General features: G+C 33.5%; 13 protein-coding genes, 13 tRNA genes and 1 pseudogene. All 27 read right to left on the minus strand.

Annotated features, from left to right (window positions below):
• Positions 1 to 209: 209 nt before the first annotated feature.
• Positions 210 to 994: pseudogene (gene fetB / locus DER71_RS10425) on the minus strand (iron export ABC transporter permease subunit FetB).
• Between the two features lie 35 nt (positions 995 to 1,029).
• Positions 1,030 to 1,656 (minus strand): ATP-binding cassette domain-containing protein, encoded by a 627-nt coding sequence (locus DER71_RS10430; RefSeq protein ID WP_114458881.1) that lies wholly within the window; start codon positions 1,654 to 1,656, stop codon positions 1,030 to 1,032.
• A gap of 221 nt (positions 1,657 to 1,877) precedes the next feature.
• On the minus strand, positions 1,878 to 3,764 hold the full coding sequence (gene ftsH / locus DER71_RS10435) for an ATP-dependent zinc metalloprotease FtsH (RefSeq protein WP_114474620.1): 1,887 nt from the start codon (positions 3,762 to 3,764) through the stop codon (positions 1,878 to 1,880).
• A gap of 100 nt (positions 3,765 to 3,864) precedes the next feature.
• Positions 3,865 to 4,425, minus strand: a complete 561-nt coding sequence (hpt, locus tag DER71_RS10440) for a hypoxanthine phosphoribosyltransferase (RefSeq protein WP_114458883.1) — start codon at positions 4,423 to 4,425, stop codon at positions 3,865 to 3,867.
• Positions 4,415 to 5,836: a tRNA lysidine(34) synthetase TilS gene (gene tilS, locus DER71_RS10445; protein WP_114458884.1), complete on the minus strand. Its 1,422-nt coding sequence runs from the start codon at positions 5,834 to 5,836 to the stop codon at positions 4,415 to 4,417. The genes hpt and tilS overlap by 11 nt, the downstream gene beginning before the upstream one ends.
• A 69-nt stretch (positions 5,837 to 5,905) precedes the next feature.
• The gene (locus tag DER71_RS10450) at positions 5,906 to 6,829 is read right to left on the minus strand and encodes a Ppx/GppA phosphatase family protein (protein ID WP_233487058.1); all 924 of its coding nucleotides are present in this window, start codon (positions 6,827 to 6,829) and stop codon (positions 5,906 to 5,908) included.
• Positions 6,804 to 7,364: a DUF501 domain-containing protein gene (locus DER71_RS10455; RefSeq protein ID WP_114458886.1), complete on the minus strand. Its 561-nt coding sequence runs from the start codon at positions 7,362 to 7,364 to the stop codon at positions 6,804 to 6,806. The genes DER71_RS10450 and DER71_RS10455 overlap by 26 nt, the downstream gene beginning before the upstream one ends.
• A gap of 88 nt (positions 7,365 to 7,452) precedes the next feature.
• Positions 7,453 to 7,818 (minus strand): S1 RNA-binding domain-containing protein, encoded by a 366-nt coding sequence (locus DER71_RS10460; RefSeq protein WP_114458887.1) that lies wholly within the window; start codon positions 7,816 to 7,818, stop codon positions 7,453 to 7,455.
• Between the two features lie 137 nt (positions 7,819 to 7,955).
• Entirely contained in the window at positions 7,956 to 10,127 is a 2,172-nt protein-coding gene (locus tag DER71_RS10465; RefSeq protein ID WP_114458888.1) for a Tex family protein, read from the minus strand.
• Positions 10,128 to 10,448: 321 nt separating this feature from the next.
• Entirely contained in the window at positions 10,449 to 10,787 is a 339-nt protein-coding gene (locus DER71_RS10470; protein WP_114458889.1) for a septum formation initiator family protein, read from the minus strand.
• 106 nt (positions 10,788 to 10,893) lie between these two features.
• Entirely contained in the window at positions 10,894 to 11,553 is a 660-nt protein-coding gene (gene pgmB / locus DER71_RS10475) for a beta-phosphoglucomutase (protein WP_114458890.1), read from the minus strand.
• 19 nt (positions 11,554 to 11,572) lie between these two features.
• The gene (locus DER71_RS10480; protein ID WP_114458891.1) at positions 11,573 to 12,145 is read right to left on the minus strand and encodes a 2'-5' RNA ligase family protein; all 573 of its coding nucleotides are present in this window, start codon (positions 12,143 to 12,145) and stop codon (positions 11,573 to 11,575) included.
• Between the two features lie 14 nt (positions 12,146 to 12,159).
• A complete protein-coding gene (locus tag DER71_RS10485; protein ID WP_114458892.1) occupies positions 12,160 to 13,419 on the minus strand; it encodes an ABC transporter ATP-binding protein in 1,260 nt (419 codons plus the stop codon).
• A 5-nt stretch (positions 13,420 to 13,424) separates the two neighbouring features.
• Positions 13,425 to 14,438 carry an iron ABC transporter permease gene (locus DER71_RS10490; RefSeq protein WP_114458893.1) on the minus strand — a complete coding sequence of 338 codons (1,014 nt, stop codon included), beginning with the start codon at positions 14,436 to 14,438 and terminating at the stop codon, positions 13,425 to 13,427.
• 190 nt (positions 14,439 to 14,628) lie between these two features.
• Positions 14,629 to 14,703: transfer RNA gene (locus tag DER71_RS10495), tRNA-Gly, on the minus strand.
• 4 nt (positions 14,704 to 14,707) lie between these two features.
• Positions 14,708 to 14,792: transfer RNA gene (locus DER71_RS10500), tRNA-Tyr, on the minus strand.
• An 86-nt stretch (positions 14,793 to 14,878) separates the two neighbouring features.
• Positions 14,879 to 14,954: transfer RNA gene (locus tag DER71_RS10505), tRNA-Ala, on the minus strand.
• 16 nt (positions 14,955 to 14,970) lie between these two features.
• Positions 14,971 to 15,047, minus strand: a tRNA-Thr gene (locus tag DER71_RS10510).
• 6 nt (positions 15,048 to 15,053) lie between these two features.
• Positions 15,054 to 15,130: transfer RNA gene (locus DER71_RS10515), tRNA-Asp, on the minus strand.
• A gap of 4 nt (positions 15,131 to 15,134) precedes the next feature.
• Positions 15,135 to 15,210 (minus strand) — tRNA-Val (locus DER71_RS10520).
• A gap of 4 nt (positions 15,211 to 15,214) precedes the next feature.
• Positions 15,215 to 15,290, minus strand: a tRNA-Glu gene (locus DER71_RS10525).
• Positions 15,291 to 15,301: 11 nt separating this feature from the next.
• Positions 15,302 to 15,395, minus strand: a tRNA-Ser gene (locus DER71_RS10530).
• A gap of 12 nt (positions 15,396 to 15,407) precedes the next feature.
• Positions 15,408 to 15,484, minus strand: a tRNA-Met gene (locus DER71_RS10535).
• Between the two features lie 12 nt (positions 15,485 to 15,496).
• Positions 15,497 to 15,573 (minus strand) — tRNA-Gly (locus DER71_RS10540).
• Positions 15,574 to 15,639: 66 nt separating this feature from the next.
• Positions 15,640 to 15,716, minus strand: a tRNA-Met gene (locus tag DER71_RS10545).
• A 6-nt stretch (positions 15,717 to 15,722) separates the two neighbouring features.
• Positions 15,723 to 15,798 (minus strand) — tRNA-Lys (locus DER71_RS10550).
• A 16-nt stretch (positions 15,799 to 15,814) separates the two neighbouring features.
• Positions 15,815 to 15,889: transfer RNA gene (locus DER71_RS10555), tRNA-Gln, on the minus strand.
• Between the last annotated feature and the right edge of the window lie 112 nt (positions 15,890 to 16,001).

A 16,001-nucleotide genomic window follows, 5' to 3' on the forward strand; every position in this document is an offset into this window, starting at 1 on the left:
TAGTTCTAGATCATCTTCCTCTAATCCCAATTCTTCTGCTATTTCTGTTATTGGCTTCATTTCTGCTGCCTGTGCTATGGCTATATCACTTTTCACACTATCTCCTCCTTATAAAATTAAATTTAATTCTTAATATTAATATTCAATATAATTTAATAATTTCCTCCTTTTTTATTAAATATTTTGTTTTTACTGATAATTTAAAATTATTATTTAATTTTAAGCTGCTTTCTTTTATTGAAAAAAGTTTTAGAACCTCGATTAACCATAAAAAACACTGTCAAAGTAACACTGCCTAAAATTCCCATCATAATAGCAATTTGATATTTTATTGCAGTTACTGGGGATGCACCTGCAAGTATTTGACCTGTCATCATGCCTGGGAGAAACACTATTCCCATTCCCATCATCGAATTAATTGTTGGAAGAACAGCATTATAAAAAGCTCTGTTGCTGATCTTTTCAACTGCATACATAGGTTCTGCTCCAAGCATTAAATAATTTTCTATCAGCCGTTTATTATCTCTAAAGCCTCCTATAAGATGATTTACTCCTAAAGAAATACCGGTCATAGAATTGCCGATCAGCATTCCAGAAAGCGGAATAAAATAATCAGACCTAAACCACGGCTCAAGCCCTATAACTATGAGGACAAAAAACAAAATACTAATTGAAGTACCTGCAAACATTGAAACAGCTATAGTCTTTTTAAAATCTAAAGATATCTCTGCATCAATTCTTCCATAAATATTATAAATAGCGAATATTTCCATTACCAGCAGTATAAGTATGCTGTAAAAAGGACTCTGATTGGCAAAAACATATTTTAACAAATAACCGACTGCTACCAATTGTATTGTCATTCTTACAGAAGCTAATATAATTTCTTGTTCATGCCTATTTTCTTCTTTTTAACTATTAAAAGCAAAATGAACACAAATATATAGGCAAACACGAGTGATATCAGCTGGATATTTACCATACCGTTTTCCATAAAATTACATCCTTTCGTTAAAGAACCAAATTAATTTACTTTATTATTCTTCCTGATTCAATATTTATAATTCTATCCGCATATTTTTCTGCAATAGCCGGACTATGTGTTACCATAATAAGTGTTCTGCTGTTTTTGACAGCATAATTAACAACCATACTAATTATTTTTTCTTCTGTTTCCTGATCAAGTGAAGAAGATGGTTCATCCAGCAGTAAAACTTCTGGTTCTAAAAGCATTACTCTTGCCAAAGCCAATCTCTGCTTTTCTCCACCGGAAAGATCTTCAGCTTTATCTTCAAGAAATTTAGGCAGAGATACCTGTTTTAATATATTTTTATAAATATCATCTCCTGCATGTTTCTTATCAGCAATTTTTTCTGTAATAATAAAATTATCTCTAATAGTTCCTTTAAAAATTTCTGGATCTTGAGGCAGCATAACCACTTTACGCCTCAGTTCAACAGGATCATAATTATTTATATCCTTATCTTTATAATAAATTGTCCCTTTATCTGCTGAAATCATATTATTTAAAAGTTTTAAAAAAGTAGTTTTTCCACCTCCACTACTTCCCAGTATTGCAGTGGTAACATGTTCTTTTAATTCAATACTGTCAATCTGTAAAATATTTTTAAATTCTATATTTTGTAATTTAAACATCACTGCCTCCTTTTTCTCTGGTGCTTAAAATTTCATTTATGATGAAATCTCTTTTTTTGTAGCTCTAAAAAGAATTTAAAGAGGAACTCCTTTTGATTTCTACATCTTCAATATCGTTTCTATTATAACTTTTCAAAACAATAAATGCAGTAAATAGGCAACAAAAAAGCCAGCCCAAATAGGACTGACTTTTTAATCTCTTTCAATTTGATATTAAGATTTTAACCATTTTGTGGTTCTGGTTTAAATATTTTAATTGTACTATCACTGTCATCATTTTCCTGTTCATCTTTTTCGAGATCTCCAGTAATCTCTTCACCTTTTATCAACTTTTTGATTTGACTGGAGTTAAGTGTTTCAAATTTTTTCAGTGCTTCAACAATTCTTTTTACTTTTTCACTATTTTCTTCTAAAATACGTTCAGCTTTACTGTAGCATTCTTCAACCATTTTACTAATTTCTTTATCTATTCTTGCAGCTACTTCTTCACTATAGTTTCGCTGTCGGGATATATCTCTACCCAAAAACACCTGTTGATCATGTTTTTGTCCCAGTGTTAGTGGACCAAGATTTTCGCTCATACCATATTCAGTAACCATAGCTCTAATTATTTGTGTGGCACGCTCCAGATCATTTTGGGCTCCAGTACTTATATCTTCGAGAAAGATAGCTTCAGCAGCCCTTCCTCCAAGAAGGCTTGTTACTCTATCTAAAAGAGCTCCTTTTGTCATAAAGTTCTGATCATCTTCCGGCAGAGGTATTGTAAACCCTCCTGCCCTACCTCTAGGAATTATAGATACTTTGTGTGTCCTATCAGCATGTTCTAATAATTCACCAAGCAGCGCATGCCCTGTTTCATGATAGGCAACAAGATTTTTCTCTTTATCGGATACAATCCTGCTCTTTTTAGCTGGGCCAGCAATAACTCTATCTATGGCATCGTCAAATTCTTTCATGGAAATAATTTTTTTAGATCTTCTTGCAGCAAGTATCGCAGCTTCATTAGCAAGGTTTTCCATATCTGCTCCTGTAAACCCAGGGGTTCTTTTAGCAAGAATTTCTAAATCAATATCATCATCAAGTGGTTTATTTTTAACATGAATTTCAAGTATTTTCTGCCTGCCCAATCTATCGGGTTTATCTACAATGACCTGACGGTCAAATCTGCCAGGTCTTAATAAAGCTGGATCAAGAACATCCGGCCTATTTGTCGCAGCCATAAGGATTATACCTTCATTAGGTTCAAAACCATCCATTTCAACTAAAAGCTGATTTAATGTCTGCTCTCTTTCATCATGGCCTCCACCAAGTCCAGCACCCCGCTGACGACCAACTGCATCAAGCTCATCAACAAAGATGATACAGGGAGAATTTTTTTTGCCTTTTTCGAAAAGATCTCTCACTCGTGAAGCACCAACACCAACAAACATTTCAACAAAATCTGAGCCACTAATAAAAAAGAATGGTACTCCAGCTTCACCAGCAACAGCTTTAGCCATTAAAGTTTTACCTGTTCCGGGAGGACCTACAAGCAGAACACCTTTCGGCACAGTAGCACCAAGATCAGAAAATTTCTTTGGATTTTTCAAAAATTCAACAACTTCTTTTAATTCTTCTTTGACTTCCTCATAATTAGCAACATCATCAAAAGATAGTTTCTTTTTGCTTTCATCCAGTCTGGCTTTACTCTTACCAAATGACATCATCTTATTGCCGCCACCCTGCATTCTCTGCATTATAAATACCCAGGCAACAATTAAAATAATTATTGGCAGAATATAACTCAAAATATTAACCCACCATGGAGCTGAAGGCTGCGGCTCTGTTTTTATATTAACATTCCCGGCCCGCAGTTCCTGCATTAAACTTGGAATAGCTTCCGGCGGTATTGGAACACTAAACTCTCTATTGTCTATTTTACCTTTAACTTCTTCATTACCAACTATCGTTACTTCATTTATATTACCAGAAGAAACTTCATCAATAAGATTAGTATAAGTAAAATTCTCTATGGTACCTGGATCCTGCTGCATAAAGAATTGAGCTACTAAAATTGATATGGCAATTAAAAGTAGATAAAATCCAATATTCTTAACAAATTTATTCAAGATTCAATAACCTCCCCCTACGACTTAGATCATATACAGTAAAATATTATACCACAATATTTGAACTTTGTAAATAATTTATTAGACCATGCCGCTAAGTTTACTTATACATTTTTTCTTTTAAAACACCTATATATGGAAGATTTCTGTATTTTTCAGCAAAGTCAAGCCCATAACCAACTACAAATTTATCCGGAATTTCAAAACCATTATAATCAGCCTCAATTTGTTTCTGTTCTCTTCTTTTCGGTTTATCTAATAGTGTTACAACTTTTATACTTGCAGGGTTTCTTGTCTTCAGCATATCAACAACATGTTTTAAAGTAAGACCTGTATCAATAATATCTTCAACTATCAAAAGATGACGTCCTTCAATATTTTCTTCCATGTCTTTTATAATTCTTACAACTCCAGAACTTTGTGTACCTGCCCCATAACTGGATACATCCATAAAATCAAAAGTAACAGATAAATTAATTTCTCTTGCCAGATCAGCCATAAAAATAACTGCTCCTCTTAAAATACAGAGCATTACTATATCATCGTTTTCATTATATGATTCAGTTATTTCTTTTCCTAATTCTTCTATTCGCTGCTTTATCTGTTTTTCACTTATTATTATTTCACTTATATCATCATAAAAGATACTATTATTCTGCATTTTTATCCCCCTCATTTATTAACTTCAGCTTCAAAACTTTAGTAGTATTTTTATCTATCCTAACTTTTTCTGAAACTCTAAAGCCGGCAACCCAAACAATATTATCCTCACTATCAGCTACAATTGGAATTTGATCTCTATTTCTTTTATCAACTTTTTCGTCAATAAAAAAATCTTTAATTTTTTTACTACCTTCCATACCAAGTGGAACAAATTTATCCCCGTCTTTTCTACTTCTAACATATAAAGGAGATTTAATTTTTTCAAAATCACAAAAACATATTTTTTTATCCCGGCTAAATTCAACTTCTTCCTTATCTACAAATTCAGCTTTTATGCTTTGTAATTCATTCAATCTAACTTCACCTAGTAGTTTAAATTTAAATTTAAACTTATTATCTTCAGGATTTATGCTGTCTAAATTTTTCCTAAAGATAACTTTATTGTAACTGATCATAACTTTAATATCAAACGGAAGATCCAAACTTTTTCCTGTTTTCTTCTCTTTAATTAAAGAATATACCTCCATAACATGATCATAATATAAATCATCAAGATTATTGTTTAAAACTTTATAGGCCTTGCGGATGATTCTCCAAACTATAACCTGATCATTTAAAAGAAGTTCATCTAAATCCAAAACAATCTCTTTTTTATTTTTCTTTTTTATTGACTTAATATACATCTCATCTGATATTTGATTCAAAAACTGATCTTCTTTTTTTATTAAAGCAGAATTCCTGCAGATTACATCATCAACAGAAGGATTTATTTTTTCTTTGATTATAGGAATAATTTGATTCCTTATTACATTCCGGGTATAAATATTTTTTTCATTACTCTTATCAAATTTAGGATTTAAATTTTGCTTTTGGCAGTAAAGCAATATTTCTTTACGACTTATTTCTAATAATGGATGTATAATATTAATTCCATTTATTCTGCTCTGAGGAGATATTCCGGATAATCCTCTTAATCCTGTACCTCTAAAAAAATTAAAAAGTACTGTTTCGACCTGATCATTTTTTTGATGTGCAAGAGAAAGTATATGATAATCATTATTTTCAATGATTTCATTAAAAAATTCCAGCCTGCATTTTCGTGCAGCCGCTTCTACAGAATTGCTGTTTTTCTGCAGATTACCTTTTTTTAATTTTTTAATGTAAAAAGGAATGCCATATTTTTTAGCTTTTTCTTCGACAAAAAGAGCTTCCTTATCTGATTCTTTCCTCAGACTGTGGTTGATGTGAGCAACAGCAATTTCTATATCCCAATCTTCTTTTAACTCGCAAAAAAGATGGAGCATTGCAAGAGAATCCGGGCCACCGGAAACTCCAAGTAAAATTTTCTGCCCGGATGAAACTAAATTATATTTTTTTACAAAAAAAATAAATTTTTCTTTGATATTCAAATTAAAATCCCCCTACATAAGCTTCAATATTCTATTCTATAATTAAAGCTTTTATTCCTGCATTAAACTTTACTTTAATTGTTCAAATATTAAACCACATAAAATATCTCTGTCACTCACAATTATTTTATCGGCATCCAGATGTTTTAATATAGTAATTAATATTATAACTCCAGCAGTTATAATATCTGCTCTTTTTGGCTGAAGTCCCTTTATTTTTTCTCTTTTAATAAGTGGAGTATTTTTTAATTTTGAATATATTGAAAAAAGATCATCAGCTGTTAGGGATAAATTTTCAATTTGTGAAGAATCATATTTTTCCAGACCTAATTTTATCGCTGCAAGTGTTGTTATAGTACCTCCAACTCCTTTAATAAAAAAATCAGATGTAATATTAATTTCATTTTCTATTAAGAGCTTAGATGTGTATTCAGCAATTGATTCAGCTTCCCTATCGGGAAGAATTACAGCTGGATTATCAATAAATCTTTCTGTCATTCTAACACAGCCGATATCTAAACTTTTAAAAATAAGAGAATCTTTTAATTTTCCATCTTTTTTAGGCCAAATAAATTCTGTACTTCCACCACCGATATCAATCAATAAAAATTTATTTTCAATAGCTGCAGCAGTCCCTTTATAATTAAGTTCTGCTTCTTTTTCACCACTAATAATTTCGAGCTCCATACCAAGCTGTTCTTTCATTTTGTCAGAAAGCATTTCAGCATTTTTTACATCTCTTAATGCACTCGTACCAACTATTTTAATATTTTCCACATTATATTTCAATAATATTTCTCTAAAATTTTTTAAAGCTTTTAGCACTCTTGCAACCGCGTTTTCATTTAACAGTGCACTTTTATCAACACCTTCTCCAAGTCTAGTTATTTCAAGTGATCTATTTAAGATATTAATTTCATCATCCTTTTTTTCTGCTACTAGCAGTCGGGTAGAATTTGTTCCAATATCAATGGCTGCCGCTCTCAATATCATCAATCCTTTCTCTACAGATAGAACAATTTTTCGGCCAGGTTATTTTTGTCCACACCAGTTCAGCAGCCGGATTATCATTACCCATTAAATAATCTGCTAGATGTGTATGAAGACATTTTATCCCACTTTTATCTTTTATTCCACCTATGCCTGATTTTTTAAGTGTATTCATTAAATCTTCTGATATTTTCTCAGCAGCTTTTAAGTCATTATCAGAAAGTTTATCCCTTCTCATTTCTGCATATTTTCTGTGGGCAGATAACATTTTATCTTCAAACTCTAAATTGTGTTTTAATTTAAATGTCAACTCTTCTATTAAACCTTCATTTTCCAATCTATCTACTTTATAAACCAGATATGGACAGCTGAGCCAAAAAATTGTTGGAGATACAGTGTTATTGTTTTCAACAAAAGGTTTGACTACCAGCACAGCTGGATAATCCCAGGGACAGTATTCCCCAACATAATCTAAATTTACAATCCCTCTTCCCAGCTGCCACTCTATTAATTCTCTCTCCTGTTCATTTGTTAACATAAATCTGCTCCTTTTTTAAAATAAGAAAACATCCTTTAATAATTTAAAGGATGTTTTATATATGTGTTATCATAATTGAAATTAAAATCTATTTTGAATTACCGCCTTTTTTCGCCTCCCTGTTTTTGAGATCCTGCTGCCGTTCACTGCTCTGCTTTAGAAAACGGTCCATCTTCTCCTCAAAAGACATCTCTGGTGCATGATCAATTCTGTCATCTGGATCGTCAAGCTGTTTGATTGACAGCCCAATCTTTCCATCATCATCAATGTTAATTACTTTTACTTTTACTTCTTCATCAACTTTTAAGAAATTGTTAATATCCTTAACATAGCTATTAGCAACCTCTGAAATATGAATAAGACCAGTTTCCCCATCTTCCAATTCGACGAAAGCGCCAAAATTTGTTATACCTGTAACTGTACCAACTACGATACTACCAACTTCAATGGACATGCTAAACAAATTCCTCCCTAAAAATTAATATTGTACTTATTATAACTTACAGGATACATTGATGTCAAATAAATTTAGTCAAGGAATTTCTCTCAAATTATTTTAAAACAACAAAAAGGGATTTCGTTATAAAAAATTTAAAATTTTAAGCTAAGCGAAATTCGCGATCTGTGCCGATCAACTGAAAGAACCTGAACTTTAATAGTTTGGCCTATATAAACAATTTCAAAAGGATCATTTACATACATCTCACTCATTTCTGAAATATGTAAAAGTCCATCATTTTTTAGACCAATATCTATAAATGCTCCAAAATCAACTATATTTCTAACTTTTCCAGTAAAAATCATACCTTCTTTTATATCTTCCAGTTTTAAAACATCTTTTCTAAATACAGGGCCAGGCATATCATTTCGCGGATCTCTGCCAGGCTGTTGAAGAGATTTCACAATATCTTTAGCAGTCGGTATTCCAATATCAATTTTTGCTGCAATATCTGTAATATCAAGTTCATTTAATTTTTCCCTCAGAATTCGAATTCTTTTTTTATCAAGCAGATCTTGTTTACTAAAATCTAATTTATTTAATATTTTTTCAGCTGCAGCATAAGATTCCGGATGGATTGGAGTTACAGCAAAAGGATCTTTTTCAGATTCTATCCTTATAAATCCAGCTGACTGTTCAAATGTTTTAGGCCCAAATCCATATACAGATAACAGATCTTTCCTTTTTTTAAAAATACCATTCTTAGTGCGGTGTTCTACTATTTTTTCCGCATTATTGGTGCTAATACCTGACACATAGCTGAGCAGTGCTGCAGAAGCAGTATTTATTTCCACTCCAACATGATTAACAGCATCTACAACAACTTCATTTAATGCTTTAGATAATTTATTATCAGAAATATCATGCTGATACATACCGACTCCCAGTGATCGTGGATCAATTTTTACAAGTTCAGCCAGTGGATCCTGAACCCTTCTGGCAATTGAAATTGCTCCACGAATCGAAACATCCAGATCCGGAAATTCTTTTCTGGCAATCTCTGATGCAGAATAAACTGAAGCACCTGCTTCATTAACTATTGTATATTCAACCTCCAACCCGTCATTTATAAGGTTAGCAATAAATAGTTCTGTTTCTCTACTGGCAGTTCCATTTCCTATAACAACTAGATCAACATTATAAGTTTTTATCTGATTTTTTATATATTCTGCTGCTGATTTTGTGTCATTCTGGGGTGGATGTGGGTATATTGTACCGGTATTTAGTACTCTTCCATTCTCTGACACCACCACTGTTTTACAGCCAGTTCTGAATGCAGGGTCAATTCCTAGAACAACTTTTTGCGGTAAAGGGGGCTGCATTAAAAGCGATTTTAAATTGATAGAGAAATTATCTATAGCACGCTGCTCAGCCTTTTCATTTAAGTAATTCCTTACTTCCCTTTCCAGTGAAGGTGCTATAAGCCTTTTATAGGCATAATCTTTTGCATTGTCAATATGGGTTCTATAATAGCTTTCCTTTATATCAAAATGTCTGTCAATAATCCTTGCTGATTTTTTATCATTTACTTCAATTTTCACTTTTAGAACATCTTCATTTTCTCCCCTGTTGACAGCCAGAATTCTGTGGGGAGGAATTCTATTTATAGATTCACTAAATTCATAATAATCCTGATATTTATCATCAGTATCATTTTTAGATTTTTTTAGTTTAGATCTAATTAAAGCACTGCTGAAAAAATGTTTTCTGATTTTTTTCCTTAAATCAGCATCATTTGAAATAAACGATGCCACTATATCTTCGGCCCCATTCAGTACATCTTCGACTTTATGAAGATCTTTTTTGGAGTTCAGATAATTTTTTGCAATTTCTTTTGGTCTGCCGGCAGAAGTGTCCTGTGAGATAAAAATTTCAGCAAGGGGTTTTAATCCTTTTTCAATGGCCCTGGCTGCTTTTGTTTTCTTTTTCACTATATACGGACGGTAAATATCTTCAACTTCCTGTAAGGTTTCTGCTGAGAACAATTTGCCAAGCAACTTTTCATTCAATTTTTCCTGCTCATCCACTATTTCTGCAATTTCTTCTTTTCTACCCCAAAGTTTGCGCAGATAGTCAACTACTTCTTCTATATCCCGAATCTCTTTTTCATCAAGACTTCCTGTCACCTCTTTGCGGTACCTTGCAATAAAAGGTACAGTGTTACCATCATCCAATAATTCCACTGTATTTTTGATATTTTTTTCTTTTAATCCTGTTTTTTCTGAAGCTAACTTATATATATTATAACTAAAATAATCTCCCATTTTTAACTCAAACACTTCCTATTCTGGACTTTCCCCATTTTTTATATACTGCTGCAAAAAGGGGAGATGCAGGAATATTGAAATTTTTAGTCAATGAATCTTAACGAAATGAAGGAAGAAATAGGGTTGAACTGCAGGATGGAGTGAGCTAATCATGAGTCAGGAGGACTCATTGATTAGTGTGCCCTATTTCACACCCGAATTGAGTTTTAGCTAAATCTAAAAATTTCGTTGATGACTAAAGCCCCCTTTTTGCAGCTTGAAAATAAATTTTGGGGAAACTCCTACTTCCTATTATATTAATCTTTTCCTATTTCCTTTTTAATTCTTATCTTCTTTACTTTCTTTATTATCTTTATTCTCATCATCTTCATTTTCTACAGGCATCACAAGTACTTCACCAGGTTTTACAAGTCCAAGTTTTTCTCTGGCGATTTTTTCAATATATTCATCACTATCAACATTTTGCAGCTCTTCAGCAAGTTTTTTGTTTTCTTCTTTAGCTTCATTAATATTATTTTCCAGTCTCTCTATCTTGTTTTGAAGCCTTTCCATTTTTTTTATGTTCTGATAATACTGAACACCTGCCATAAATAAAATAACTGCTATTATTGTGATAAATAAAGGTGACAAAATAAAATCTTTGGTTTTACGGGGCATTATACCACTTCCAAATTACAAATTATTGTTATTCTATCTATTTTACCTTTTGAAAATTTTCGCAGTTTTAAACAAAAGCCATATATTCGCAAGCATTTATGTGTGATCAGTTGTAATCAGTAAAATTCAATATTTCGTCAATATTTAGTTCTGAAATTTCAGTATAAATAATATCTGCTCCATTCAGCCTTTCTTCTGGTCCAATACCAACTGCCAGCATATTTGCTTTTAAAGCTGCTTTAATACCTGATTCTGCATCTTCTACAACAACACATTCTTCAGGTTCTAAAGCTAATTTTTCAGCAGTGTGCAGAAATAAATCTGGTGCAGGCTTTGCATTCTCAACACTATCACCATCAGAAATAGTGTCAAAAATATCAATGATTTTTAGACGTTTTAAGACCTTTTTGGCATTTTTACTGGAAGAAGCAACTGCTATTTTAAAACCTCTCTCTTTTAATCTCTTAAGAATATTTTCCATATTACCAATAATATTATCTTTATTAAGATTTTCTAGAAGCTGCTGATAATACTTGTTTTTCCTGTCAGTAAGTTCCTTTTTTTTAGCTTCACTTAATTTTTTACCATCAAGAATAATCTCAAGAGATCTCATCCTAGAAACCCCTCTTAATTTTTCATTTATTTCTCTATTGAACTCAAAACCCTCTTCTTCAGACAGCTGTTTCCAACTCTGAAAATGATACTCTGATGTATCAGTAATTACACCATCAAGATCAAATATAAACCCTTTAATATTATTTTTCAATTACACCACCTCAATAATTTTATAAATTAAAACTTTCTATAATCTTATTAACTGGATCTAATGTAGGGCGCCAAATCTCAATTTTCTCTGCTTCTGCTGACAGTGGTCTGGACATACCTTCCATAAATAGACAAATTTCTGTAAGTTCATCTACAGGAATGGGATTTTTTGCAAATATATTGCTTATAATAGTAATGTGAAAAACCCATTCATCATAATTATCTATTGTAGATACACCTGCATCTGCCAGCTTTTTGTGCACTTCATCAGCAAAATTAGTTAAACTTTCTGTTTCATTAACTTCTAGTACAAGCTGATATTCATCAGAAAATTTAATACAGCTAAATCTGTCGATCTCAATATTTATTTTTTTGTGTTCTTTTACTATCTCCTTCAATATTTTAACTGCTAAATCCTTTTTTAGCTTGTCTATTCTGTCAATTGTTATATGAAGCTGAGGGTAAAGCTGATCTGGATAAAGATTATAATGTTCAGCAACTATTTTCTGCACTTTAGAGGCTGTTTCAATTAACTCGTCTCCCGGAATTATAACAACAAAATATTCTTTATCTAATTTGGCAGCTTTTATCATTTAATAACTCCACCTCATTTTTCTACTTTTTTTATAACAGACAAAAAATTATCTTTTCTTTGTAAAATTAAAGTATTTTTATGCAGCAATATTTTGTTCCATAAATCTGTTGCTTTTCCATTTGTGTAATCTCTCTCCTGAATCGGAGCTGTGTTAAAAAGAACTTTCGGTGTCTCAACAAATTCCGAAACTAGCTTTAAATTGGCCAAATTACCACGTCCAAAAGGAACATCAGTCACTACAATAAGATCTGCATTTTTTAAACAGTTCCGATTTGCTTCAATATCTTTACTGCGGAAATCAACAAATGGAGGGGCTTCAACAATCTCAATATCTAATCTTCGTGCTGTCTGCCAATCTGCATCACCCTGATTTAAAACACCTGCCGATAGTTTATACTGCTTCTGCCACAATAATTCCATATATCTTTCCCCTGTTCCACCACCAGCTATAATATGAATCTTAAAATCTCTGTTGTTTTTTTCATCTCTTTTTTTATATGTATGTGGAATAAGCGTAACATAAGGTTTATTAGAAAGAGGATTGTTTTTTATAATAACTCTGGTTGAATAGACTTCAGCTATATTTTCTTCGGTTAAAACTTCTTCAGCTGTTCCAACTGAATGAATTTGACCTTCATCCAATAAAACTAATTTTTCGCAGTACTGAGCTGTTAAGTTTAAATCATGAGAGACAGCTATTATTGTAATAGATAATTCCTTATTTAAATAGGATAAAATATCATATATTTCTCCCTGATAATTGATATCAAGATTAGAAGTTGGTTCATCAAGGAGAAGTATTTCTGGATCTTGTGCAAGAGCCCTGGCAATAATTACTCTCTGTCTTTCTCCACCACTTAATTCATTAATATTCTTTTCTGAAAGACTATAAGTATCAGTAAGAGCCATAGCTCTTTTAACCATTTCTTCATCTTTATTAGTAACTCTTCCCCAGCGATCTTGATAGGGATTTCTACCCATCATAATTATATCATAAACATTAAAATTAAAACCTATATTAGTGTTCTGTGGAACAACAGCAATTTTTTTAGCAAGATCTTTTGCTCGATATTTGGATAAAAGAATATTATCTATTAAAACACTGCCCTTATCTGGGTGCAGTACATTGCTTATATTTTTTAACAGTGTAGATTTTCCAGAACCATTAGGACCAATTATACCTACAAATGATTCTTCCTCTAAAAAAAGATCAATTTTCTTTAAAATATCTATATTGCCGTATTTAAATTCAAGTTTTTTTATATCTATCATATTCATCACCAAATATTTTTACTTTTTTTTCGAAGCAGGTATATAAAATAAGGCCCACCAGCAATTGCAGTAATTATTCCTACCGGCAGTTCTAAAGGCGGCATAATTGATCTAGCAATATTATCACTAATCAGCAGAAACCCGCCGCCCAGAAAAGCAGCAAGTGGCATCAATTTTCTGTGGTCAGGGCCAACAAGCATTCTTGCTATATGTGGAATAACCAGTCCAATAAATCCTATACTTCCACTGACAGAAACCACAGAAGCTGTAAGCAGAGAGGCAGCACCAAGCATAATTAGTTTTACTTTTTCCGCATTCACACCCAAATGTACGGCATTTTCTTCTCCAAGTAAAATTATATTTAATTCTTTTAAATAAAAAATTATTATTATTAAAGCAATAATAAAATAAGGTAAAATCATATATATATCAGACCAGGAAGCAGCTGCTAGACTTCCCATCAGCCAGTAAATTATTTTGTGAAGATTCTCAGTTCTTATAACCATTAAAAAAGACATAACTGAATTTAAAATAAAACTTAGAGCAACACCAGCCAACAAAAAAGTCATTACCGGAAGTTTGTTATCAACTCTAGCTAATTGATAAACAGCAAATACAGTAGCAACAGACCCTAAAAAAGCAAATATTGGTACAGAATTTATTCCTGCTATAGAAAATTTAAGGCCCAGTAAAAAAGCTAGAGTAACACCTGTTCCTGCCCCAGCAGAAATACCAATTATATAAGGGTCTACCATAGGATTTCTAATCACTCCCTGAAAAACCGCACCTGCAACTGCCAGACCAGATCCAACAAGGAGTGATAAAATAATTCTGGGCAGCCTAATGTCTTGCAATATTAATCCTGTAGTTGCTGATAAATCTGCATCTTCCTTTAAAAATAAAATAATATCTGAAAACGGAATAAAGGTAGAACCTATCATCAGCGAAATAATACCAATTAAAAATATCAATAAAATCGTTAAAGAATAGATTGAAATTAGTTTGTTCTTTTGAGTCATTATTTCACCTCAATTTCATATTTAATGGTGAACCATTACGATTTTTACTTACATTCTATGTTATGTATATTATGATAGTTACCATATTTTATTTAACATTATCCTAAAGTCATAATAAATATATCATATCTGCTAAAAAATATCTAATAATTAAAAAAAGCACTCCCTTTAGAGTGCGCATAAATGACAATGGAGCGGGAAACGAGATTTGAACTCGCGACCCTCACGTTGGCAACGTGATGCTCTACCACTGAGCTATTCCCGCATAATGGTGGAGGGGAAAGGATTTGAACCTTTGTAGGCATCGCCGGCAGATTTACAGTCTGCTCCCTTTAACCACTCGGGCACCCCTCCATTTAAAATGTAGGAAATAAGAAAACAAATTCAATTCTTTCCTTAAATATTAAATTTTAATTTAATACCTTAAAAAGCCTTAATTTTGGTGGAGATAAGGGGACTCGAACCCCTGGCCTCTACACTGCCAGTGTAGCGCTCTCCCAGCTGAGCTATATCCCCATTGCAAAACTGCAAATGGAGCCGATGACCGGATTTGAACCGGTGACCTCTTCCTTACCATGGAAGCGCTGCTACCAGCTGAGCTACATCGGCAAAAAATGGCGGAGGAGACGGGATTTGAACCCGCGATCTCCGGCTTGACAGGCCGGCGCGTTAAACCGCTACGCTACACCTCCAAAATGGTGGGCGAAACAGGGCTCGAACCTGTGACCCCCTGCTTGTAAGGCAGGTGCTCTCCCAGCTGAGCTATTCGCCCATATTGGCACCCTCAAGGGGATTCGAACCCCTGCCGCCAGGATGAAAACCTGGTGTCCTAGACCCCTAGACGATGAGGGCACTAAGTAAGATGGCGGAGAGGGAGGGATTCGAACCCTCGCCAGAGCATAAAACCCTGCTACAGGTTTAGCAAACCCGCCCCTTCAGCCACTTGGGTACCTCTCCGTAAATAAAAATTGGTGGGTCTAAGAGGATTCGAACCTCTGACACTGCGGGTATGAACCGCATGCTCTAGCCAGCTGAGCTATAGACCCATGTATTTGTAATGGAGCGGGAAACGAGACTCGAACTCGCGACCCTCAGCTTGGAAGGCTGATGCTCTAGCCAACTGAGCTACTCCCGCAAATTTAGTACCTTACTTATGCCATATTTTTACCAAAATATATTCAGCTTTCAAAAATATTTAAAATGGTTGCGGGGGCCGGATTCGAACCGACGACCTCCAGGTTATGAGCCTGACGAGCTACCGGACTGCTCTACCCCGCGACAAAATGGTGAGCCATGGAGGAATCGAACCTCCGACGCCCTGATTAAAAGTCAGGTGCTCTACCGACTGAGCTAATGGCCCAAATTTAAGTATTTAATGGCTGGGGCGGCAGGATTCGAACCTGCGCATCATGGGACCAAAACCCATTGCCTTACCGCTTGGCTACACCCCAATACACATTAAAATTTCAAAAAAGGATCCGGCAGTGACCTACTCTCCCACACCGTTACCAGTGCAGTACCATAGGCGCTTGAGGACTTAACTTTTGTGTTCGAAATGGGCCC

The sequence above is a fragment of the Halanaerobium sp. DL-01 genome (assembly GCF_003338615.1).
In the GTDB taxonomy this organism is placed as follows: Bacteria; Bacillota; Halanaerobiia; order Halanaerobiales; family Halanaerobiaceae; genus QPJE01.